Origin of the sequence: Ancylobacter terrae (genome assembly GCF_045108345.1) — a bacterium.
Taxonomy (GTDB): domain Bacteria; phylum Pseudomonadota; class Alphaproteobacteria; order Rhizobiales; family Xanthobacteraceae; genus Ancylobacter.
This window is the reverse complement of the sequence record NZ_JBJGXH010000004.1, coordinates 46,555-66,729: the sequence shown is the minus strand read 5'-3', so window position 1 is coordinate 66,729 and position 20,175 is coordinate 46,555. Positions and strand designations below refer to the sequence as shown.

Below are 20,175 nucleotides of genomic sequence, written 5' to 3'. Positions count from 1 at the left end.
ACACGCCGCATGAATGTCCTTCTGCTCGGCTCGGGTGGCCGCGAGCACGCGCTCGCCTGGAAGCTGGCGCAGAGCCGCGGCCTCGGCACGCTCTATGCGCTGCCCGGCAATCCCGGCATCGCGGAGGTGGCGACGCTGGTCCCCAACGTGGCCATCGACGATCATGATTCCATCGTCACGCTGTGCGGCGCGCTGAAGATCGGCCTCGTGGTGGTCGGCCCCGAAGCGCCGCTGGTGGCCGGCATCGCCGACCGGCTGCGGGCGGAGGGCATCGCCGTGTTCGGGCCGGACCGGGTCGGCGCCCAGCTCGAGGGCTCGAAGCTCTTCACCAAGGAATTGTGCAAGGCGCACGCCATCCCCACCGCCGCCTTCGGCCGTTTCGACGATCCCGCCGCGGCCCGCGCCTTCATCGATGCGCAGGGCGCGCCGATCGTGCTCAAGGCCGACGGGCTGATGGCCGGCAAGGGCGTCATCGTCGCCATGACGCTGGGCGAGGCGCTCGCCGCGGTCGACGAGGTCTTCGCCATGGGCAGCGGCGGCACCGAGATCCTCGTCGAGGAATTTCTGGACGGCGAGGAGGTCAGCTTCTTCGCGCTGGTCGATGGCGAGACGGTGCTGTCCTTCGGCTCGGCGCAGGACCACAAGCGCGCCTTCGACGGCGATGCGGGCCCGAACACCGGCGGCATGGGCGCCTATTCGCCGGCGCCGGTCTTCACCGCCGAACTCGAGCGACAGGTGCTCTCCGAGATCGTGAAGCCCACCGCCCGCGCCCTCGCCGACGCCGGCACGCCCTATCGCGGCGTGCTGTTCGCCGGGCTGATGATCACCGCCGCCGGGCCGCGGCTGATCGAATACAATGTCCGCTTCGGCGATCCCGAATGCCAGGTGCTGATGCTGCGCCTGGAAGGCGATCTGCTGGAACTGCTGCACGCCACCGCCACCGGCACGCTGAAGGGCCATCATGTCGCGCTGCGCGACGAGGCGGCGCTCACGGTGGTCATGGCCGCGCGCGGCTATCCCGGCGACTATGCAAAGGGCACCGAAATCCGCGGCCTCGATGCCGCCGCCGCCGTCGAGGGTGTCAGCATCTTCCACGCCGGCACGCGCCGGGACGGCGAGCGCCTCGTCGCCGCCGGCGGGCGCGTGCTGAACGTCGCCGCCCACGCCGGCGATGTCGCCACCGCCCGCGCCCGCGCCTACGAGGCGATCGCCCGGATCGACTGGCCGGACGGGTTCTGCCGCAGCGACATCGCCTGGCGCGCGTTGGCACGGGAGTGATTGCGGCCCGGCAGGCCGGCCGCGGCGGGCCAGCCGGCGAAATCGGGGCCAGCGCGGGCGATTGCGCGATTCGCGGCGCCGCCGTCCCCACAAAAGCCGCGCTTTGCGGTTGAGTGAGCGCCATGGACCAGCACGCGCCGCCCGATTCCGATCACCACGCGACCCGCCCGCACCGTCCCCGCAACGCGCCGCACCGGCGCACCGTGGCGGTTGCGCTCGGCTCGGGGGGCGCCCGCGGTCTCGCCCATATCGCCGTGCTGGAGGCGCTGGACGAACTCGGCGTGCGCCCGGTCGCCATCGCCGGCGCCTCGATCGGCGCCATGATCGGCGCGCTCTATGCCGCCAACGTGCCGGCGAAGGAGCTGCGCGCCATGGCCGGCGCCATGCTGCGCAACCGGGGCGAGGTGATGCGCCGCCTGCTCACGGCGCGGGTGGGGCGCATCACCGACCTGTTCGGCGGCCTCGGCAATCCGGTGCTGGTCGATGCCGAGCGCTTCGTCGACGCCTTCCTGCCCGAGGCGGTGCCGCAGGATTTCGCCGACCTCGCCATCCCCCTCGAGATCGTCGCGACCGACTACTGGGAGCGCCGCGAGTGCGTGATCGACCAGGGGGCGCTGCGCCCGGCCATCGCCGCCTCGATGGCCATTCCTGGCCTGATGCGCCCGGTGTCGCACCAGGGCTGCGTCCTCGTCGACGGCGGCGCGGTCAACCCGCTCCCGTTCGACCTGCTGCGGACCAAGGCCGACATCGTGCTCGCCGTCGACATCACCGGCGGGCCCTCCGGCGAGCCGCGGCTCGTGCCGCGCCCGTTCGAGGCGATGTTCGCCACGCTGCAGATCATGGCCGGCAGCATCGTCGGCGAGAAGCTGAAGGCCGGCGCGCCGGATGTGCTGATCCGGCCGAATGTCGACCATATCCGGGTGCTCGACTTCTTCCGCGCCACCGCCATCCTGAAGGCCTCAGAGCCGGCCAAGGAAGAGGTGAAGCGCCAGCTCGAGGCGGTGCTGGCCTAGCGACGCGGGGCGGGCACGCGGATGCGCCGGCCGGAAGGCGATCGGCCTCACCTGCCGGGGGACAAGGGCGGGGCGAGTTCGGGGATCGGGGCCACGGCATAGACATCCACCTTCGTCAGGGCAGCCGGGGGCGGCAGCTGAGCGGGTGGCTGGATCGTGGGATCGGCTTTCGTGCCCAGAAACGCGTTCCACAAGATCGAGGACGGCGTGCAGGACGGCTTCGTGAGCTGGGTCTCGATGAAATTGGCCTGGAACAGCAGCAGTTGGATCGAGCGAAAGGCGAGGTCCCGGATCTCGGCGAACGCCGCGGCTTCATTGGTGCCCGTCGGCAGGAGGTCCGTCGACAGCAGGATGGCCGAATCCGACATGGCCTGCCGGAACGGCTTGCCCGGAAAGATCAGCCCGCTCGCCGCCTCGAGATAGGCGTCCACCGTCTCGCCGTTCACGAAGCCGTGCTGCTCGCGCAGGAGTTGCCGGTACAGGTAGAAGAAATCGGAGGTCCCCAAGACGGCGTTCTGCACGTCCGCGCCCTGCTTTCGCAGCTCCACGAACTCGTCCATGGAGCGGGCCTTCTGGTAGAAGACATAGTCGACGGACAGGCGGGCCTTGATCTCCTCGATGAGCGCCGAGCTCTTCGTCATCACCTGCTGGGTCTGGTCGATGCACTGGCGGTAATTCTCGTAATAGAAGCTCACGATGCCGATGAGGACGACCGTGAGGAACCAGTTGATGAAGGGCGAGCTGAACCACTCGGCGACGAAGCTCCGCCCCCGCTTCTGTTCCTCGCGCCGGGCATCGCGCGCCAGTTTCTCGCGGTAGCGTTCCAGCGGAGTCATGACGGCCGGCCTCGCTGCGCCGCTGTAGGGGTCGTGGGGAAAAGCGCGGTCACGGGGGCTGCCATGGCGATTCCAAAGCGATGCTAGCGTGCGCGCCGCTCGCTGAAAAAGTCCTTCAGCAGCGCCGCGGCCTCACTCTCGCCGATTCCACCGTAGATGTCGGGGCGGTGATGGCAGGTGGGCTGCGCGAAGAAGCGCACGCCGCTTTCCACCGCCCCGCCCTTGGGGTCGGCCGCGCCGTAATAGAGCCGCCGCAGCCGTGCCCAGGCGATGGCGCCCGCGCACATGGTGCAGGGCTCCAGCGTCACGTAGAGATCGCAGTCGCCGAGCCGGTCGCTGCCCAGGCGGGCCGCGCCGGCCCGGATCGCCAGCATCTCGGCATGGGCGGTGGGATCGGCCCGTTCGCGCGTGCGGTTGCCGTCGGCGGCGATCACCGCGCCGGCGCGCACCAGCACCGCGCCCACCGGCACCTCGCCGCGTTCGCCCGCCCGCGCCGCTTCCTCGAGCGCGAGCGCCATGAAGCCGGAGCGCCTCTCGCCGCTCAACGCCCGCCTCGCTTCCCCGCGCAGGACATGCTAGCACCCGCCACCATCCGTTGAGACCGATCCCATGCCCAAAAAGCCGCCGCCCCGCAAGGACCAGAACCGTGTGCCGCGCCCCCCGCGCGCGCTCACCCCTATACCCGAGCGGGAGGTGGAGCGCATCGCCAAGGTCATCGCCCGCGCCGGGCTCGGCTCGCGGCGCGAGATCGAGGAGTGGATCGCGGCCGGCCGCGTGGCGGTGAACGGCGAGGTGCTCGACAGCCCCGCGCGGAATGTCGGGCCCGAGGATGCGGTGATGGTGGATGGCGTTCCGCTGCCGGCGCGCGAGCGCACGCGGCTGTTCCTCTACCACAAGCCGAAGGGCGTGGTGACCACCAACCACGACCCGGAGGGCCGGCCGACCCTGTTCGAGATCCTGCCGGGCGGGCTGCCGCGCCTCGTCTCGGTCGGGCGGCTCGACCTCAACACCGAAGGGCTGATCCTGCTCACCAATGATGGCGGGCTGGCGCGGGTGCTGGAACTGCCGGAGACCGGCTGGCTGCGCCGCTACCGCGTGCGCGCCAAGGGCGAGATCACCCAGGACAAGCTCGACGCCCTGATCAAGGGCGTCACCGTCGACGGCATCCATTATGGGCCGATCGAGGCGCTGCTCGACCGCGTGCAGGGCGCCAATGTGTGGCTGACGCTGGCGTTGCGCGAAGGCAAGAACCGCGAGGTCCGCAACGTCCTCGCCGAGCTCGGCCTGCAGGTGAACCGGCTGATCCGCCTCTCCTACGGCCCCTTCCAGCTGGCCGAGATCGGCGAGGGCGCCGCCGAGGAGGTGCCGACCCGCGTGCTCGCCGACCAGCTCGGCCCCGAGCTCACCGCGGCGGCCGGCGCCGATTTTGCCGGTCCGCTGTTCGACCATGCCGTCGCCGAGGAGGAGGAGCGCCCGGCGCGCTCGGCTGCTCCGGCCCGCGGCCGTCGCGGCACCGAGGAGCGCCCGGCCGGCAAGCCGGCGCGCGGCGCCCGCGCGGAAGCCGCCGAGGCGCCGGCGAAAAAGCTCTCCGCCGGCATCCTGACCGACCGCAAGGGCCGCAAGTTCCTCGTCCAGCGCCTGCGCAGCGAGGAATCCGAGACGCCGCCGCCCCGCGAGGAACGCGGCGGCGAGCGCACCTACCGCGCCCGCCCGCGCCGCGACGAGGCCGGGGAAGGCGAGCGCAGCTTCCGCCCGCGCCGCGAGCGGCCCGAAGGCGAGAGCGCCGAGCGCCCCGCCCGCCGCGAGCGGCCGGAGGGCGATCGTCCGGCTCGTTCCCGCCCCGACGGTGACCGGCCCGCGCGGTCCCGTCCCGAGGGCGACCGCCCGTTCCGTTCCCGCAGCGAGGGTGACCGGCCCGCGCGGTCCCGCCCGGAAGGCGACCGCCCGTTCCGCGAGCGTCCCCGCCGTGACGAGGCCGGGGAGGGCGAGCGCAGCTTCCGCCCGCGCCGCGAGCGTCCAGAAGGCGAGAGCGCCGAGCGCCCCGCCCGCCGCGAGCGCCCCGAGGGGGATCGCCCGTTCCGCTCCCGCCCCGAGGGAGACCGCCCGGCTCTTTCGCGCCCCGACGGTGACCGCCCGTTCCGCTCCCGCAGCGAGGGCGACAGGCCCGCGCGGTCCCGTCCCGAAGGCGAGCGTTCGTTCCGCGAGCGTCCCCGCCGTGACGAGGCCGGGGAGGGCGAGCGCAGCTTCCGCCCGCGGCGCGAGCGCCCTGAAGGCGAGACCGCCGAGCGCCCCGCCCGCCGCGAGCGGACGGAGGGGGATCGCCCGTTCCGCGAGCGTCCGGCGGGAGACCGTCCGGCTCGTTCGCGCCCCGACGGCGACCGCCCGTTCCGTTCCCGCCCCGACGGCGACCGGCCCGCGCGGTCCCGCCCGGAAGGCGACCGCCCGTTCCGCGAGCGTCCCCGCCGTGACGAGGCCGGGGAGGGCGAGCGCAGCTTCCGCCCGCGCCGCGAGCGTCCCGAAGGCGAGACCTCCGAGCGCCCGCCGCGCCGCGAGCGGCCGGAGGGAGAGCGCCCCTACCGTTCCCGCAGCGGGGGCGATCGCCCGATGACCGGGCGCGCCATCAAGGACGCCCGCCGCTCCGGCAAGCCCGGGCGCTCCTTCGGCGCCGAAGCCGGCGACGAGCGCCCCGCGCGGGGCAAGTCCTCCGCCGGCAAGACCTTCGCCGGCAAGTCCTTCGCGAGCAGGCCCTCCGGCGGCAAGCCCTTCGCCAAGGGCGACGCCGGCGAACCGCGCGGCGAGCGCCCCGCGCGGGGCAAGTCGTTTGGCGGCAAGCCCGGCGGCCGTCCCGGTGGTGGCAAGCCTTCCGGCGGAAAACCCGGCGACCGTCCCGGTGGCGGCAAACCTCCGGGCGGCAAACCCTCGGGTGGACCGCGCGGCCGCCCGCCGCGGGGCTGAGCCATGCGCATCGTCGGCGGACGGCTGCGCGGGCGGGTGCTGCGCGGCCCGTCCTCGCAGGCGGTGCGCCCGACCAGCGACCGCTTGCGCGAGGCGCTGTTCAACGTCCTCGCCCATGCCTATGGCGATCCCGCCGACGGTGCAAGCGTGCTCGACCTGTTCGCCGGCACCGGCGCGCTCGGCCTCGAGGCGCTGTCGCGCGGGGCGCAGGCGGCGCTGTTCGTCGACAATTCGGCCGAGGGGCGGGCGCTGGTGCGCGCCAATATCGAGGCGCTGGGCCTTGGCGGCCAGGCGCGCCTCCTGCCGCGCGACGCGTCCCGGCTCGGCGCGGCGGCGGGGGAGGCGCCGTTCGATCTCGTCTTCTGCGATCCGCCCTATGGCCGCGACCTCGCGGGCCGCGCGCTCGCGGCGGCTCAGGCCGGCGGCTGGCTGGCGCCCGGCGCGCTGGTGGTGGTGGAAGAGGCGGCGCAGGCGGGATTCCTGCCGCCGGAGGGCTTCGCCGAACAGGAGCGCCGGCGCTACGACGCCACCGAGATCGTCATCCTGCGGGCGCCGGGCTGAGGCGGCGGCTCAGCTCAGTTCCTCGATCGCCGCCAGCATGCGCTCGAGGTCTTCCGGCCGGGACAGCCGATGGTCGCCGTCCTTGATCAGCGTCAGCACCACGTCGTCCTCGGCGAGGCAAGAGGTCAGCCGCATCGCGTGCTGCCACGGCACGTCCGGATCGGCGACCCCCTGCAGGATGCGCACCGGGCAGCCGACCGCGAAGGGCGTGCCGAGCACGAGATTGGCCCGCCCGTCCTCGATCAGCGCCCGCGTCACCGTCAGCGGCGGGCCGTAGTCGGACGGACGGTGCCAGACGCCCTCGGCCATGATCTGCCGGCGCACCTCCTCCGGCATCGCCTTCCACATCAGTTCCTCGGTGAAGTCCGGTGCCGGCGCCAGCAGCAGCAGCGCCTTGAGCCGGCCCGACGCGCCGGTCGCGGCGAGGTGGCGGGCGAGCAGCAGCGCCATCCAGCCGCCCATGGACGAGCCCACCACGATCTGCGGGCCGCGGGTGACCGCCTCGAACACCGCGAGGGCGTCGGCGAACCACAGCGAGATGGTGCCGTCCTCGAAGCGCCCGTCCGATTCGCCGTGGCCGGAATAGTCGAACCGCACCACCCGGCGGCCGGCGCGCGCGCCCCAGTCGGCGAGCGCCTGCGCCTTGGTGCCCTGCATGTCGGAGGCGAAGCCCCCGCACCAGATCACGCCGGGGCGGGTGTCGCCGGCGGCACCCTCGGTGATCCGCACGGCGACGCGGTGGCGATCCGCGCCGACCGTCAGGAATTGCAGGGAGTCGGCCGTCATCCTAGCGTTGTCCTCGTTGATCGGCGGTGATTCGCGCTGCCGTCGGCGGCGTGCGTTCCGGGTGTTCGATTACAGCGTCCGTTTTCCGAGAGCCAGCAGGCGCTGGCGCCAGAGCCGCACCGAAACGATCGACATGACCCCTGCGCCCGCCGACCTGCCGATGCCCGCGCCGACGGCGCCGGTGTCGGCGCGTGGCCCCGAGCCATCGCTCAGCGGCGTGCTGGCGGGGCGCACCGTGCTTCAGGTCGTGGCCGATCTCACCGGCGCCTCCGGTGCCGAGCGCGAGGTGGTGGATGTCGCCGCCGCGCTGGTGCAGGCGGGCGCGCGGGCGCTGGTGGCGGGGCCGCACGGGCCGCTGGTCGGCGAATTGCAGGCGCGCGGGGCGGAATGGCTGCCGCTGCCGACCGAGAGCCCGCAGATCGGCCGCACGCTCGCCAATGTGCGCCGCCTGCGCCGCCTCATCCGGGCGGAGCGGGTCGGCATCGTCCACGCCCGCGCACGGGCGCCGGCGTGGAGCGCCTTCCTCGCCACGCGGCTCATCGGCGTGCCGCTGGTGACCACCCATTCCGGCCCCTATGCCGGGCGCAGCGTGCTGGCGCGGCTGTACAACGGCATCATGGCGCAGGGCGACAGCGTGCTGGTATCGTCCCGCTTCGGCCGCGATCAGGTGATCCGGCGGCATCCGCGCGCGGCCGAGCGCATCGCCATCGTGCCGCGCGGCATCGATCTCGCGGCGTTCGATCCCGAGTCGGTGCCGCTCTATCATGTCGACCGGCAGCGCGAGGACTGGGACGCGACCGCCGACGAACGGGTCATCCTGCTGCCGGGGCGCCTCGTGCCGTGGAAGGGGCAGGCGGTGCTGATCGAGGCGGTGAAGCGCCTCATCGCCCGGGGCGGCGGCCCGCTGCGCCTCGTGCTCGCCGGCGAGGCGACCGCGGGGTCGGACTATCTCAAGCGCCTCGCCCGCCGCATCGAATCGGACGATCTCGGCGAGCAGGTGGTGGTCGCCGACGTCCCCCGCGACATGGCGGTGGCGCTGATGGCGGCGGATATCGTCGTGCTGCCGTCGACCGAGCCGGAAGCGTTTGCGCGCGGTGCGCTGGAGGCGATGGCGCTCGGCCGGCCGCTGATCGTCGCCGATCACGGCGCGCAGTCCGAGCCGGTGCGCCATCACGGCCCGGAGCGCACCGGCTGGCTGGTGCCGCCCGGCGATGTCGGCGCGCTGGCCGAGGCGCTCGACGCGGCGCTGGCTCTGGACGAGGCCGCGCGGGCGGCGCTCGCCCGCCGCGCCCGGCATCTGGTGGCCCGCCATTTCTCCCGCCAGCAGGAGGTCATGGCGACGGTGGACGCCTATGCGCGGCTCGTCTCCGGCACCGTTCCCACCCCCGCCATGGTCCCCGCCTGGCGCAGCTGAGGCGTCCCGAACGCATTCTCCGCGCCGCCGGGCGCTAATCCGTCGACGCCGCAATTGACTTCTGCGGGGTTTGTCACGATGTTCTGCAACCGTTTCACGCGCGGACATCCGCGCGAAGGCGCCCCTGCACCGGCCCGCCCGTGCTCCGGCGCACCCGCTTCCGCCCGTGAGACGAACCACAGCGAAACGGCAGAGGAGAGGACCCCCATTCGCCGCCCCATGAGACCCGTCGCGCCGGAAAAGGAAGGCCCGCGCGTCAATGAAGACATCCGCATCCGCGAGGTGCAGCTGATCGACCAGGACGGTCAGAATCGCGGCGTCGTGCCGACCCGCGAAGCGATCGCCATTGCTCAGGACGCCGGGCTCGATCTCGTCGAGATTTCACCGAATTCGGTGCCGCCGGTCTGCAAGATCCTCGATTTCGGCCGGTTCAAGTACCAGAACCAGAAGAAGGCCAACGAGGCCCGCAAGAAGCAGAAGGTCGTGGAGATCAAGGAGATCAAGCTGCGGCCGGGCATCGACACGCACGATTACGACGTGAAGATGAAGTCGATCCACCGCTTCTTCGAGGAAGGCGACAAGGTGAAGGTCACCCTGCGCTTCCGCGGCCGCGAGATGGCGCACCAGGAGCTCGGCTACAAGCTGCTGAACAAGCTGCGCGACGAGCTGGCGCCCATCGCCAAGGTCGAATCGGAGCCGCAGCTCGAAGGCCGCCAGATGATCATGGTCCTGGCGCCGCGGACGACATAGGCCCACCTGCCGGGCGGGGCAGGGGGCGCAGGTGCGCCCTGGATCGCGCGCCGCACGACGGCGCGCCTCCGGCCGCTTTCGGGCGGTTCCCGCAGGGCGCAGGGCCTCCGGAAAGACGGATCGGGCGCCCTTTGATCGCCGGGCTGCGCCTGACGCCGTGCCACACGCCGGGGCGCCTCACACCGGCAGCGTGCCGTTTTCCTCCAGCACCGCTCCCGCCAGATAGAGCGAGCCGGTGACCAGCACGCGCGGCGGCGGGCTGAGCGGATAGGCGCGCAGCCCGTCCAGCGCGGCGGCGACGCTGCCGGCCGTCGAGGCGGGGATGCCATGCGTGGCGGCGGCCGCCGCCACCGCGTCCGGCGGCTGGCCCTTGTGCTCGCCGGGCACCGGCACCGCGACGATCTCGCGCGCCAGCCCCGCGAAGGGGGCCAGGAATGCGCCCGAATCCTTCGTGCCCAGCATGCCGACCACCAGCACCAACGGGCGCGGCACCCGATCCTCGATGTCGGCGAGGGCGGCGGCCAGCGCCTGCCCGCCGGCGGCGTTGTGACCGCCGTCGAGCCAGACCTCGACCCCCTCGGGCGCCCGCGCCGTCAGCGGGCCGGGCGGCAGGCGCTGCAGGCGGGCCGGCCATTCGACGCTGCGCATGCCGGTCTCGAAGGCGGCGACCGGCAGCGCCCAGCGGCCCTCCCCGCGCGCGGCGCCGGCCTGGGCCACCGCCCGCAGCGCCGCCACGGCAAGGCCGGCATTCTCGATCTGGTGCGGCCCGACCAGGCGCGGGCGCGGCAGGTCGAGCAGCCCCAGCTCATCCGCCACGACGAGCCGCCCGCCCTCCTCATGGGCGTGGAACTGCTCGCCCATGATGTGGAGAGGGGAGCCGAGCCGCGCCGCATGCCGCTCGATCACCTTGAGCGCCTCCGGCGGCTGGCGGCCGATGATCGCGGGCACGCGGCGCTTGAGGATGCCCGCCTTTTCGGCGGCGATGCGCTCCAGCGTGCCGCCGAGGAACTCGACATGGTCGATCGAGACCGGCGTGATCACGGTCGCGAGCGGCTGGTCGACGACATTGGTGGCGTCGAGCCGCCCGCCGAGCCCGACCTCGAGCAGCAGGATGTCGGCCGGCTCCTCCGCGAACAGCAGCAGCGCCGCCGCCGTGGTGATCTCGAACAGGGTGATCGGCGCGCCGCCATTCGCCCGCTCCGCACGGTCGAGCATGGCGCCGAGCCGCGCCTCGTCGACGAGCTGGCCGGCGAGCCGGATGCGCTCGGAGAAGCGCACCAGATGGGGCGAGGTGTAGACGTGCACGCGCTTGCCGGCGGCCTCCAGCACCGCGCGCATGAAGGCGACGGTGGAGCCCTTGCCGTTGGTGCCGGCGACATGGATCACCGGCGGCAGCCGCCGCTCGGGATGGTCGAGCCGCGCCAGCAGCCGCCACATCCGGTCGAGCGACAGGTCGATCAGCTTGGGATGCAGCGCCAGCAGCCGCGCCAGTATGGCATCGACCGGTTCGTCGCCGGCGCGCGCGGGCGAAGCCATGGCGCGCGCCCGCTCAGGCGGCGCCGGGCGCCGGCGCGGCGGCGGGGGCCGGAACGGGCGCCGGGTCCGCTTCCGCCGCCGGCTCGACCGGCTTGGCCGGCTGCGGCGCGCGGGTCAGCAGCCGGCACAGCCGCGCCAGCGTCGCCCGCATCTCGTGCCGGTGCACCACCAGGTCGATCATGCCGTGGTCGCGCAGATATTCGGCGCGCTGGAAGCCGTCCGGCAGCTTCTCGCGGATGGTCTGCTCGATCACCCGCGGGCCGGCGAAGCCGATCAGCGCGCCGGGCTCGGCGATCTGCACGTCGCCCAGCATGGCGTAGGAGGCGGTGATGCCGCCGGTCGTGGGGTTGGTCAGCACGACGATGTAGGGGAGTTTCGCCTCGCGCAGTTCCTGCACGGCGCAGGTCGTGCGCGGCATCTGCATCAGCGAGAGGATGCCCTCCTGCATGCGCATCCCGCCGCCGCAGGCGAAGATGATGAAGGGCGTGTTGCGCGAGACGGCGGTCTCCAGCCCCGTCACCACCGCCTCGCCGGCGGCCATGCCGAGCGAACCGCCCATGAAGCCGAAATCCTGCACCGCGATGGTCACGGGAAGGCCTTCGAGCTTGCCGTAGCCGACCTTCAGCGCATCCTGCTGGCCGGTCTTGGTGCGGGCGTCCTTCAGGCGGTCGACATAGCGCTTCTCGTCGCGGAAGCGCAGCGGGTCGGCGGCGGCGCCGGGCAGCGCGATGTCATACCAGTGGCCGCCGTCGAAGGTCGCGCGCAGCCGGGCCATCGGATCCATGCGCATATGGAAGCCGGAGCCGGGGATGACGTGGAGATTCGCCTCGAGGTCCTTGTGGAAGACCATCTGGCCGGTCTCCGGGCACTTCACCCAGAGGTTCTCCGGCACTTCCCGGCGCAGGAAGCTGTTGATCTTCGGGCGGACGACGTTCGAGATCCAGTTCAATTCAGGCTCCGCGCTTCAGGGCCGCGATCGGCTGCCGCTGATGTAAGCGGCGAAAGACGTCAGGAAAAGGTCCGCTCACTCGGCCGCCGCGCGCGGCACGGTGCGCACCGCATCGGCGAGCGAGCGCACCAGCGCGGTGACGGCGGGCACGCTCGCCGCGGTGGCGCGGCCCTCGCCGTCGAGGCTGGTGCGGACCGCCTCGACCAGCGCCGAGCCGACCACGACGCCGTCGGCGCCCGCGGCGATCGCCGCCGCCTGCTCGGGCGTGCGCACGCCGAAGCCGACCGCGACCGGCAGCGCCGTGTGGCGCTTGATGCGGGCGACCGCGGTCGCGACCTTGGAGGCGTCGGGCGTCGCCGAGCCGGTGATGCCGGTGATCGAGACATAATAGACGAAGCCCGCCGTGTGGGCGAGCACCGCCGGCAGGCGGTGGTCGTCCGTGGTCGGCGTGGCGAGGCGGATGAAGTCGAGGCCCGCCTTCAGCGCCGGCAGGCAGAGTTCCTCGTCCTCCTCGGGGGGCAGGTCGACCACGATCAGGCCGTCGACGCCGGCCGCCTTGGCATCGACCAGGAAGCGATCGACGCCATAGATGTAGATCGGGTTGTAATAGCCCATCAGCACGATCGGCGTGTCGCCGTCGCCGGCGCGGAACGCCGCCACCATGGCCAGCGTCTTCGCCAGCGTCTGGCCGGCTTTCAGCGCGCGCAGGCCCGCCGCCTGGATCGCCGGGCCGTCGGCCATCGGGTCGGTGAACGGCACGCCGAGCTCGATGATGTCGGCGCCCGCGCCCGGCAGCGCCTTGAGGATGGCGAGCGAGGTGTCGTGGTCGGGATCGCCGGCGGTGACGAAGGTCACCAGCGCGGCGCGGCCTTCGCCGGCGACGGCGCGGAAGCGGGTGTCGAGGCGGGTGGTCATGCGCGGCTCCCGAGGATGTCGGCGACCTGGGGGATGTCCTTGTCCCCGCGTCCCGAGAGGTTCACGACCATCAGGTGGTCCTGCGGCAGGCCCGGGGCGAGCTCGATCACGCGGGCCAGCGCGTGGGCCGGCTCGAGCGCGGGGATGATGCCCTCGAGCTTGGAGAGCAGCTGGAAGGCGCTGAGCGCCTCCTCGTCGGTGGCCGAGAGGTATTTCACCCGGCCGATGTCGTTCAGCCAGGAATGCTCCGGCCCGATGCCGGGATAGTCGAGGCCGGCCGAGATGGAATGCGCCTCGGCGATCTGCCCGTCATCGTCCATCAGCAGGTAGGTGCGGTTGCCGTGCAGCACGCCCGGCCGCCCGCCGGTGAGCGAGGCGGCGTGCTGGCCGGAGGGGATGCCGTGGCCGGCCGCCTCGACGCCGTAGATGGCGACGTCCGGATCGTCGAGGAAGGGGTGGAACAGGCCCATGGCATTGGAGCCGCCGCCGATGCAGGCGATCAGGCTGTCCGGCAGGCGCCCTTCCGCCTCCAGCATCTGCGCGCGGGTCTCGTTGCCGATGATCGACTGGAAATCGCGCACCATGGCCGGGTAGGGGTGGGGGCCCGCCACCGTGCCGATGCAGTAGAACGTGTCGTGCACGTTGGTTACCCAGTCGCGCAGCGCGTCGTTCATCGCGTCCTTGAGCGTCTTCGAGCCGGACTGCACGGGAACGACGGTGGCGCCCAGCATCTGCATGCGGAACACGTTCGGCGCCTGCCGGGCGACGTCGACCGCGCCCATGTAGACGACGCATTCGAGCCCGTAGCGCGCGCACAGCGTGGCGGTGGCGACGCCGTGCTGGCCGGCGCCGGTCTCGGCGATGATCCGCTTCTTGCCCATGCGGCGGGCGAGCAGGATCTGGCCGAGCACGTTGTTCACCTTGTGCGAGCCGGTGTGGTTCAACTCCTCGCGCTTCAGGTAGATCTTGGCGCCGCCCGAACGCCCGCTCGCGGCCGCCACGCCGCGCAGGTGCTCGGTCAGCCGCTCGGCGAAATAGAGCGGCGAGGGCCGCCCGACATAGTGCTTCAGCCCCGCGTCCATTTCCGCGTGATAGGCGGGGTCGGCCTTCGCGTCCTTGTAGGCCTCCTCGAGCGAGAGGATCAGCGGCATCAGCGTCTCGGCGACGAAGCGTCCGCCGAAGATGCCGAAATGGCCCTTCTCGTCAGGGCCGGTGCGGAAGGAGTTGGGTGCGTTCACGGCAGCAGGCTCTTTTCCTCGGCCGGCGCGGCGGCGACGGCGTCATGGGTGGACAGGTGGCGGAAAGCCTCGCGCGCGGCTTGCACGAATGCGACGATGCGTGCCGGATCCTTCACCCCGGGCGCGCTCTCCACGCCGGAGGATACGTCGATGCCGGGCGCTCGGGTCAGTCGCAGCGCGGTGCCGACATTGCCCGGATCGAGCCCGCCCGACAGCATGAAGGGCTTTCCAAGGTCAAGCCCGGCGACGAGCTTCCAGTCGAAGGCGAGGCCGTTGCCGCCGGGATGGGCCGCGCCGGGCGGCGCCTTGGCGTCGAGCAGCAGCCGGTCGGCGGCGCCGAGATAGGTCCGCGCCCGCGCGACATCCTCCGCCGTCGCGATCCCCACCGCCTTCATCACCGGCAGTCCGGTGAGGGCGCGGATCCGCGCGACCCGCTCCGGGCTCTCGCTTCCGTGCAGTTGCACGAGGTCGAAGCCGAGCGCGGCGGCGGCCGCCGCCTCCGCGTCGGAGGGATCGACCAGCAGCACGGTGGCGAGTGCGCGCCCGCGCGCCTGGGCCAGCAGCTCGCGGGCGGTGGACGGCTCGATATGGCGGGGGCTCTTCGGGAAGAACACCATGCCGACGAGATCGGCGCCGGCGCTCAGCGCCGCCTCCAGCGTCTCGGGGGTCTTCAGCCCGCAGATCTTGATCTCGCCCTGCACGTCGCGCCTCGCTTCCGCGCCGCACCTAGCACGGATCGGGGGCGCGAGGCGAGCGGCCCGCGTCGACGCCGGCGGCATGAGCGGGGTGCGGGCGTTTCCGCTTCCCCCACGGCAGGAGCCGTGTTAAACGGGACGCAACGTGAAATGATAAATTTCACTAACAATACTTGGAGAATAAGCATGCGCCTGACGCGCCGCCTTGCCCTCGTCGCTCCGTTTGCCGCCGCCGTGGCCGCGTCCGCGCTGTTCGCGCCGCCCGCCCGGGCGCAGGAGCCGACCTCGATCCTCAACGCCTCCTACGACATCGCCCGCGAGCTGTTCGAGGCGATCAACAAGGAGTTCGAGCCGGCCGAGAAGGCCAAGACCGGCAAGGAGATCAAGGTCAACCAGAGCCATGCCGGCACCTCCAAGCAGGCCCGCTCCATCACCGAGGGCCTCGAGGCCGACGTCGTCACCTTCAACCAGATCACCGACATCACCTTCCTGGTCGACAAGGGCTTCATCGCCAAGGACTGGCAGGGCCGCCTGCCGAACGCCTCCTCGCCCTGGTATTCATTTCCCGCCTTCCTGGTCCGGCAGGGCAACCCCAAGGGCGTGAAGAGCTGGGACGACCTCGTCCGCGACGACGTCAAGCTGGTGTTCCCCAACCCGAAGACCTCCGGCAATGCGCGCTACACCTATCTCGCCGCCTATGCCTATGCGCTGGAGAAGTTCAACGGCGACACCGCAAAGGCCGACGCCTTCGTGAAGAAGCTGCTGTCCAACGTGGTGGTGTTCGACACCGGCGGGCGCGGCGCCACCACCTCCTTCGTCGAGCGCGAGCTGGGCGACGTGCTGATCACCTTCGAGGCCGAGACCATCGGCGTGCGCGAGGCCTACAAGGACAAGGGCTTCCAGGTGGTGGTGCCGCCGGTGAGCCTGCTCGCCGAGTTCCCCGTCGCGGTGGTGGACAAGGTGGTCGATAAGCGCGGCTCGCGCGCCATCGCCACCGACTACCTGACCTTCCTCTACTCGCCCGAAGGCCAGACCGTCGCCGCCAAGGCCTATAACCGCGTCGTGAACCCGGAAGTCGCCGAGAAGTTCAAGGCGCAGTTCGCCCCCGTGCGGCTGCTCAAGGTCGAGGACGTGTTCGGCGGCTGGGACAAGGTGCAGAAGGAGCACTTCGCCTCCGACGGCAAGCTCGACAAGCTGTTCGTCGCGAAGTGAGGCGATGCGGCGGGCGGGGCGCTGCCTGTCCGCCGAGCCGCCGTCATGGCCGGGCTCGTCCCGGCCATCCACGTCCTGGCGGGGGTGGTGAAAGGCGGGGATTCCCGGGACAAGCCCGGGGACGACGCCGAGCGGGAGGCCTGGCAGGTGGTCGCGCCGAGGCCTGAACTCACCTTTCCCCGTCGGAGAGAGATGCAACGCGCGGCGGGAGGTCCCGCCCCGCGCGGCAATTCACGGTACAACGGCGTGAAGGGCACCCCCCGTACTGGACATCGCCGGCCGATTGCGGCATGGCCGGTCGCGTCCCGTGCGATCGCCGCCGGGCCGGCCGTCGCCCCGCGCGAGGAGACCCGCCCTTGAACCGCGTCATCCCCGGCTATCCGCTCTCGATCGGCGTGACCCTGCTCTATCTGAGCCTGATCGTGCTGCTGCCGCTGGGCGCGCTGATGGCGCAGGCGCTCGGCATCGGCTGGGAGCGCTACATCGCCATCCTCTCGGGCGAGCGCACGCAGGCCGCCTTCCGCGTCACCTTCACCGCGGCGGCGTTCGCCACGGTCTTCAACGCCATCTACGGCCTCGCGCTGGCCTGGGTGCTGGTGCGCTACGAATTCCCCGGCCGGCGCCTGCTCGATGCGCTGGTCGACGTGCCCTTCGCCCTGCCGACCGCGGTGGCCGGCATCGCCCTCTCCGCCCTGTTCGCCCGGAACGGCTGGTTCGGCGCGCCGCTGGCGGAACTCGGCATCGCGGTGGCCTATACGCCGATCGGCATTGCCGTGGCGATGGCCTTCACCTCCATCCCCTTCGTGGTGCGCACCGTCCAGCCCGTGCTGGAGGATCTCGCCGCCGACGTCGAGGAGGCGGCCGCCACGCTCGGCGCCTCGGACCGGCGCATCTTCACCCGCGTGATCTTCCCGGCGCTGTTTCCCGCCTTCCTCACCGGCTGCGCGCTCTCCTTCGCCCGCTCGCTCGGCGAATTCGGCGCCGTCATCTTCATCGCCGGCAACCTGCCGCTGAAGACCGAGGTGGTCTCGCTGCTCGCCTTCATCCGCATCGAGGAATACGACTACCAGGCGGCGGCGGCGATCGCCGCGACGCTGCTGGGCATCGCGTTCGCGATGCTGCTCCTCGTCAACACCATCCAGATGTGGCAGCAGCGCCGCGTCGGTTCGGAGGGCTGAGCGATGGCGGGTCCCTCCCACGGCCGGCTGCGCGTCGGCGACGGCCCGCGGACGCGGCGCCTGCTGATCGGGGCGGTGCTTCTGTTCACCGCGCTCATGCTGGTGGCGCCGCTGGCGGCGATCTTCGCGGAGGCGTTCCGGCGCGGCTGGGGCGCCTACATCGCCAGCTTCGCCGCGCCCGATACCCGCCACGCCATCGGCCTCACCCTCCTCGTCGCGTTGATCGTTGTGCCGATCAACGTCGCCTTCGGCATCGCGGCGGCCTGGTGCATCGCCAAGTTCCGCTTCCCGGGCCGCAATCTGCTGCTGGCGCTGGTCGAGCTGCCCTTCTCCATCTCGCCGATCATCGCCGGCGTCGCCTATCTCTTCGTCTATGGCGCGCAGGGCCTGCTGGGGCCGTTCCTCGAGGCGCACGACATCAAGATCATGTTCGCGCTGCCCGGCATCGTGCTGGCGAGCCTGTTCGTCACCGCGCCCTTCGTCGCCCGCGAGTTGATCCCGCTGATGACCGCGCAGGGCACCGAGGAGGAGGAGGCGGCGGTGACGCTGGGGGCGGGGGGCTGGCGCATCCTGCGGCTGGTGACGCTGCCCAACATCCGCTTCGCGCTGGTCTATGGCGTCGCGCTCTGCAATGCGCGGGTGATGGGCGAGTTCGGCGCGGTGTCCATCGTGTCGGGCAACATACGCGGCCAGACCAACACGCTCCCGCTGCAGATCGAACTGCTCTACCAGGACAACAACGCCGTCGGCGCCTTCGCGGTGGCGACCCTGCTCACGCTGGTGGCGATCGGCACCCTCATCGCCAAGGCGATCATCGAGCGGCTCGACGCGGCCCGCGCCCGCGCTCTGTCCGGCCCGGGCGACTGACCCGGCCGGCGGAACCGCCGCTCAGGCAGCGGTGCGCCGGTCCGGCAGCGCCGCCGGAGCGCCGGGGGCGGGGAGGGTGGTGAGACCGGTGGTGGCCACCTGCGCCGCCTCGCGGTTCAGCGTGCCGATGCGGGCGCGCAGCTCTTCCGCCTGCGCCGCCGTGCGCCGGGCCTCGCGGCGCGATTCCCGTGCGGCGCGGCGATAGCGGCCCTGCCGCAGCCACGCGGCGACGCCGCCCAGCACCACGCCGAGGATCAGCGTCGCGAACAGCAGCAGGAACAGCGGCACGTGGACGGCGAAGCCCTCCGGCGCCGCCGAGAACGGATCGAGCACCAGCGCCACCGAATGCCGGTTCGCCACCGCGAGCGCGACGACGAGCAGCGAGAGCGGCAGCACGATCAGGATGAGCAGCAGCCGGCGCAGCATGGGCAATCCTCGTCTTCGGCGGTGTCACCCGCGGGGATCGCCCCGCGGACGGCCGCCAGCCTCGGGCGGCTTTGCGGCAATAGCATGCCGGCGGCCCGCGCCGGAAGAGGCCGGCAGGGTCGCAGGCGATGCGGGCCGGGCGGTTCGAGCGGGTGGTCCGGACGCGGTGCCGTTCAGTCCGCGCCGCCGTTGAGACGCTCGCGCATCTCCTTGCCCGTCTTGAAATAGGGCACGACCTTGCCGTCGACCGCGACATGCTCGCCGGTGCGCGGGTTGCGGCCGGTGCGGGCGGGGCGCGCCTTCACCGAGAAGGCGCCGAAGCCGCGCAGCTCGACCCGGTCGCCCCGCGCCAGGGCGGTGACGATCTCGTCGAGAATCGCGTTCACGATGTTCTCGACGTCGCGTTGATAGAGATGCGGATTCGCCTCGGCGATCCGTTGCACCAGTTCGGACTTGATCATCGACGCCCCCGTTCCCCCGCCGACTGACCGTCGCAAAAGGAACTATTTATATTATCGAGACTTTTTGTCCCGTCAGCCACCGTCCCGAGCCTGCCAGAGGGCCAAAAGCCCGTCAAGGCGCTGCTGCGTCGCCGCGTCCCCGATCGCGCCGGCGAGCATCTGCGCGAGCGGGCCGAGGCCGAGCCCCTGCAGCGCGCCCGCCACCGCCCCGCGCAGCCAGCCGAACTCGTCGCCGGCGCGATCGGTGCGCCAGTCGCGGATGGTGAGGCCGGCCGGGACGTCCCTCTCCTTGGCGAGCCAGGCGCGGGCGTCGCGCTCGTCGCCGATCTGGTCGATCAGGTGCATGGGCAGCGCCATGTGGCCGGTGAAGACCCGCCCGTTCGAGGCGTCGTCGAGCATGGCGCCGCTGAGGTCGCGCCGTTCCGCCACCAGCCCCTTGAACCAGTCGTAGCTGTCGGCGACCAGCGCCTCGATCGCCGCCCGCGCGGCGGGGCTGGTCGGCTCGTAGCCGTTCGGCGCCGCCTTCAGCGGGCTCGACTTGATCTCCTCGACCGAGACGCCGACCGTCTTCAGCAGCTCGTAGACATTGGGATACTGGAAGATCACGCCGATCGAGCCGACCATGGCGTTGCGCTGGGCGAAGATCCGCTCGGTGCCCATCGCCGCGATATAGGCGCCCGAGGCCGCCATGCCGTTGACGACGGCGACCACGGGGATGCGCTCGTTGAGCCGGCGCAGCGCGCCATAGAGCGCCTCCGACCCCGCCACCGTGCCGCCGGGGCTGTCGATCGAGACGATCAGCGCCCGCGCGCCGGACTTGCCGATGCGCTCGATCAGCTCGATGCGCTCGCGGTCGTTGCGGATCAGCCCGCCGACGGTGAGGCGCGCCACATGCGGGGCCGAGCGCGAGGGCACCACGTCGGCCCGCCACAGGCCGAGCGCGACGATGCCGCCGACCAGCAGCACGATGCCGAGCGCGCGCCAGAAGGCGAGCCGGCGCCGCAGGCGGCGACGATCGACGATCTGGTCGACCTCGCTCGAGGATGTTCCGAACGCCATGCGCGCCTCCGAGCGTTGCGGCGCCCGGGCTCCGGACGGCGGCGCC

At 72.1% G+C, this 20,175-nt stretch carries 20 protein-coding genes; 9 read left to right on the top strand and 11 right to left on the bottom strand.

Features of this window, described 5'->3' with window-relative positions; genetic code table 11:
• Window positions 1-9: 9 nt before the first annotated feature.
• Together purD and ACEUEL_RS18805 are read left to right on the top strand one after the other, a co-directional pair.
• Window positions 10-1,278 carry a phosphoribosylamine--glycine ligase gene (gene purD / locus ACEUEL_RS18810; RefSeq protein WP_405708621.1) on the top strand — a complete coding sequence of 423 codons (1,269 nt, stop codon included), beginning with the start codon at window positions 10-12 and terminating at the stop codon, window positions 1,276-1,278.
• A gap of 122 nt (window positions 1,279-1,400) precedes the next feature.
• Window positions 1,401-2,291: a patatin-like phospholipase family protein gene (locus tag ACEUEL_RS18805; RefSeq protein WP_405708619.1), complete on the top strand. Its 891-nt coding sequence runs from the start codon at window positions 1,401-1,403 to the stop codon at window positions 2,289-2,291.
• A gap of 47 nt (window positions 2,292-2,338) precedes the next feature.
• Here the strand turns inward: ACEUEL_RS18805 and ACEUEL_RS18800 are convergent, their stop codons facing one another.
• Entirely contained in the window at window positions 2,339-3,127 is a 789-nt protein-coding gene (locus tag ACEUEL_RS18800) for a hypothetical protein (RefSeq protein WP_405708616.1), read from the bottom strand.
• Between the two features lie 83 nt (window positions 3,128-3,210).
• Window positions 3,211-3,645: a nucleoside deaminase gene (locus ACEUEL_RS18795; protein WP_405709520.1), complete on the bottom strand. Its 435-nt coding sequence runs from the start codon at window positions 3,643-3,645 to the stop codon at window positions 3,211-3,213.
• Between the two features lie 91 nt (window positions 3,646-3,736).
• Between ACEUEL_RS18795 and ACEUEL_RS18790 the strand changes: the two genes are divergently transcribed.
• Window positions 3,737-6,082 carry a pseudouridine synthase gene (locus ACEUEL_RS18790; RefSeq protein WP_405708613.1) on the top strand — a complete coding sequence of 782 codons (2,346 nt, stop codon included), beginning with the start codon at window positions 3,737-3,739 and terminating at the stop codon, window positions 6,080-6,082.
• A 3-nt stretch (window positions 6,083-6,085) separates the two neighbouring features.
• Window positions 6,086-6,643 (top strand): 16S rRNA (guanine(966)-N(2))-methyltransferase RsmD, encoded by a 558-nt coding sequence (gene rsmD / locus ACEUEL_RS18785; protein ID WP_405708610.1) that lies wholly within the window; start codon window positions 6,086-6,088, stop codon window positions 6,641-6,643.
• A 9-nt stretch (window positions 6,644-6,652) separates the two neighbouring features.
• Here the strand turns inward: rsmD and ACEUEL_RS18780 are convergent, their stop codons facing one another.
• On the bottom strand, window positions 6,653-7,429 hold the full coding sequence (locus ACEUEL_RS18780; protein WP_405708608.1) for an alpha/beta hydrolase: 777 nt from the start codon (window positions 7,427-7,429) through the stop codon (window positions 6,653-6,655).
• 133 nt (window positions 7,430-7,562) lie between these two features.
• On the opposite strand from ACEUEL_RS18780, the gene ACEUEL_RS18775 reads away from it, so the two are divergent.
• The gene (locus tag ACEUEL_RS18775; protein WP_405708605.1) at window positions 7,563-8,843 is read left to right on the top strand and encodes a glycosyltransferase family 4 protein; all 1,281 of its coding nucleotides are present in this window, start codon (window positions 7,563-7,565) and stop codon (window positions 8,841-8,843) included.
• 219 nt (window positions 8,844-9,062) lie between these two features.
• Entirely contained in the window at window positions 9,063-9,593 is a 531-nt protein-coding gene (gene infC, locus ACEUEL_RS18770; protein ID WP_405708603.1) for a translation initiation factor IF-3, read from the top strand.
• A 177-nt stretch (window positions 9,594-9,770) separates the two neighbouring features.
• On the opposite strand, the gene ACEUEL_RS18765 is transcribed toward infC, so the two are convergent.
• From ACEUEL_RS18765 to ACEUEL_RS18745, 5 genes are all read right to left on the bottom strand, one after another.
• The gene (locus ACEUEL_RS18765; RefSeq protein WP_405708600.1) at window positions 9,771-11,129 is read right to left on the bottom strand and encodes a bifunctional folylpolyglutamate synthase/dihydrofolate synthase; all 1,359 of its coding nucleotides are present in this window, start codon (window positions 11,127-11,129) and stop codon (window positions 9,771-9,773) included.
• 13 nt (window positions 11,130-11,142) lie between these two features.
• The gene (gene accD, locus ACEUEL_RS18760) at window positions 11,143-12,078 is read right to left on the bottom strand and encodes an acetyl-CoA carboxylase, carboxyltransferase subunit beta (protein WP_405708597.1); all 936 of its coding nucleotides are present in this window, start codon (window positions 12,076-12,078) and stop codon (window positions 11,143-11,145) included.
• A gap of 75 nt (window positions 12,079-12,153) precedes the next feature.
• Window positions 12,154-12,993, bottom strand: coding sequence for a tryptophan synthase subunit alpha (trpA, locus tag ACEUEL_RS18755; RefSeq protein WP_405708594.1), 840 nt, complete (start codon window positions 12,991-12,993; stop codon window positions 12,154-12,156).
• A complete protein-coding gene (gene trpB / locus ACEUEL_RS18750; protein WP_405708591.1) occupies window positions 12,990-14,231 on the bottom strand; it encodes a tryptophan synthase subunit beta in 1,242 nt (413 codons plus the stop codon). The genes trpA and trpB overlap by 4 nt, the downstream gene beginning before the upstream one ends.
• A complete protein-coding gene (locus ACEUEL_RS18745; RefSeq protein ID WP_405708588.1) occupies window positions 14,228-14,932 on the bottom strand; it encodes a phosphoribosylanthranilate isomerase in 705 nt (234 codons plus the stop codon). The genes trpB and ACEUEL_RS18745 overlap by 4 nt, the downstream gene beginning before the upstream one ends.
• Before the next feature lie 180 nt (window positions 14,933-15,112).
• On the opposite strand from ACEUEL_RS18745, the gene cysP reads away from it, so the two are divergent.
• The 3 genes from cysP (at window position 15,113) to cysW (ending at window position 18,183) form a co-directional block, all read left to right on the top strand.
• A complete protein-coding gene (gene cysP / locus ACEUEL_RS18740; protein WP_405708585.1) occupies window positions 15,113-16,138 on the top strand; it encodes a thiosulfate ABC transporter substrate-binding protein CysP in 1,026 nt (341 codons plus the stop codon).
• Window positions 16,139-16,494: 356 nt separating this feature from the next.
• Entirely contained in the window at window positions 16,495-17,316 is an 822-nt protein-coding gene (cysT, locus tag ACEUEL_RS18735) for a sulfate ABC transporter permease subunit CysT (protein ID WP_405708582.1), read from the top strand.
• 3 nt (window positions 17,317-17,319) lie between these two features.
• Window positions 17,320-18,183, top strand: coding sequence for a sulfate ABC transporter permease subunit CysW (gene cysW, locus ACEUEL_RS18730; protein ID WP_405708579.1), 864 nt, complete (start codon window positions 17,320-17,322; stop codon window positions 18,181-18,183).
• Between the two features lie 21 nt (window positions 18,184-18,204).
• Here the strand turns inward: cysW and ACEUEL_RS18725 are convergent, their stop codons facing one another.
• From ACEUEL_RS18725 to sppA, 3 genes are all read right to left on the bottom strand, one after another.
• Window positions 18,205-18,609: a lipopolysaccharide assembly protein LapA domain-containing protein gene (locus ACEUEL_RS18725; protein WP_405708577.1), complete on the bottom strand. Its 405-nt coding sequence runs from the start codon at window positions 18,607-18,609 to the stop codon at window positions 18,205-18,207.
• Window positions 18,610-18,782: 173 nt separating this feature from the next.
• Window positions 18,783-19,070 (bottom strand): integration host factor subunit beta, encoded by a 288-nt coding sequence (ihfB, locus tag ACEUEL_RS18720; RefSeq protein ID WP_405708574.1) that lies wholly within the window; start codon window positions 19,068-19,070, stop codon window positions 18,783-18,785.
• 72 nt (window positions 19,071-19,142) lie between these two features.
• Window positions 19,143-20,129 (bottom strand): signal peptide peptidase SppA, encoded by a 987-nt coding sequence (gene sppA, locus ACEUEL_RS18715; protein WP_405708572.1) that lies wholly within the window; start codon window positions 20,127-20,129, stop codon window positions 19,143-19,145.
• Window positions 20,130-20,175: the final 46 nt, after the last annotated feature.

Bases quoted from the DNA above. Each gene is read 5' to 3' on its own strand.
- ACEUEL_RS18775 (WP_405708605.1), top strand. From the start codon at position 7,563: ATGACCCCTGCGCCCGCCGACCTGCCGATGCCCGCGCCGACGGCGCCG.
- ACEUEL_RS18780 (WP_405708608.1), bottom strand. From the start codon at position 7,429: ATGACGGCCGACTCCCTGCAATTCCTGACGGTCGGCGCGGATCGCCAC.
- sppA (WP_405708572.1), bottom strand. From the start codon at position 20,129: ATGGCGTTCGGAACATCCTCGAGCGAGGTCGACCAGATCGTCGATCGT.
- cysW (WP_405708579.1), top strand. From the start codon at position 17,320: ATGGCGGGTCCCTCCCACGGCCGGCTGCGCGTCGGCGACGGCCCGCGG.
- infC (WP_405708603.1), top strand. From the start codon at position 9,063: ATGAGACCCGTCGCGCCGGAAAAGGAAGGCCCGCGCGTCAATGAAGAC.
- ACEUEL_RS18800 (WP_405708616.1), bottom strand. From the start codon at position 3,127: ATGACTCCGCTGGAACGCTACCGCGAGAAACTGGCGCGCGATGCCCGG.
- ihfB (WP_405708574.1), bottom strand. From the start codon at position 19,070: ATGATCAAGTCCGAACTGGTGCAACGGATCGCCGAGGCGAATCCGCAT.
- ACEUEL_RS18805 (WP_405708619.1), top strand. From the start codon at position 1,401: ATGGACCAGCACGCGCCGCCCGATTCCGATCACCACGCGACCCGCCCG.
- ACEUEL_RS18790 (WP_405708613.1), top strand. From the start codon at position 3,737: ATGCCCAAAAAGCCGCCGCCCCGCAAGGACCAGAACCGTGTGCCGCGC.
- trpA (WP_405708594.1), bottom strand. From the start codon at position 12,993: ATGACCACCCGCCTCGACACCCGCTTCCGCGCCGTCGCCGGCGAAGGC.
- purD (WP_405708621.1), top strand. From the start codon at position 10: ATGAATGTCCTTCTGCTCGGCTCGGGTGGCCGCGAGCACGCGCTCGCC.
- cysP (WP_405708585.1), top strand. From the start codon at position 15,113: ATGCGCCTGACGCGCCGCCTTGCCCTCGTCGCTCCGTTTGCCGCCGCC.
- rsmD (WP_405708610.1), top strand. From the start codon at position 6,086: ATGCGCATCGTCGGCGGACGGCTGCGCGGGCGGGTGCTGCGCGGCCCG.
- ACEUEL_RS18725 (WP_405708577.1), bottom strand. From the start codon at position 18,609: ATGCTGCGCCGGCTGCTGCTCATCCTGATCGTGCTGCCGCTCTCGCTG.
- ACEUEL_RS18795 (WP_405709520.1), bottom strand. From the start codon at position 3,645: ATGGCGCTCGCGCTCGAGGAAGCGGCGCGGGCGGGCGAACGCGGCGAG.
- ACEUEL_RS18765 (WP_405708600.1), bottom strand. From the start codon at position 11,129: ATGGCTTCGCCCGCGCGCGCCGGCGACGAACCGGTCGATGCCATACTG.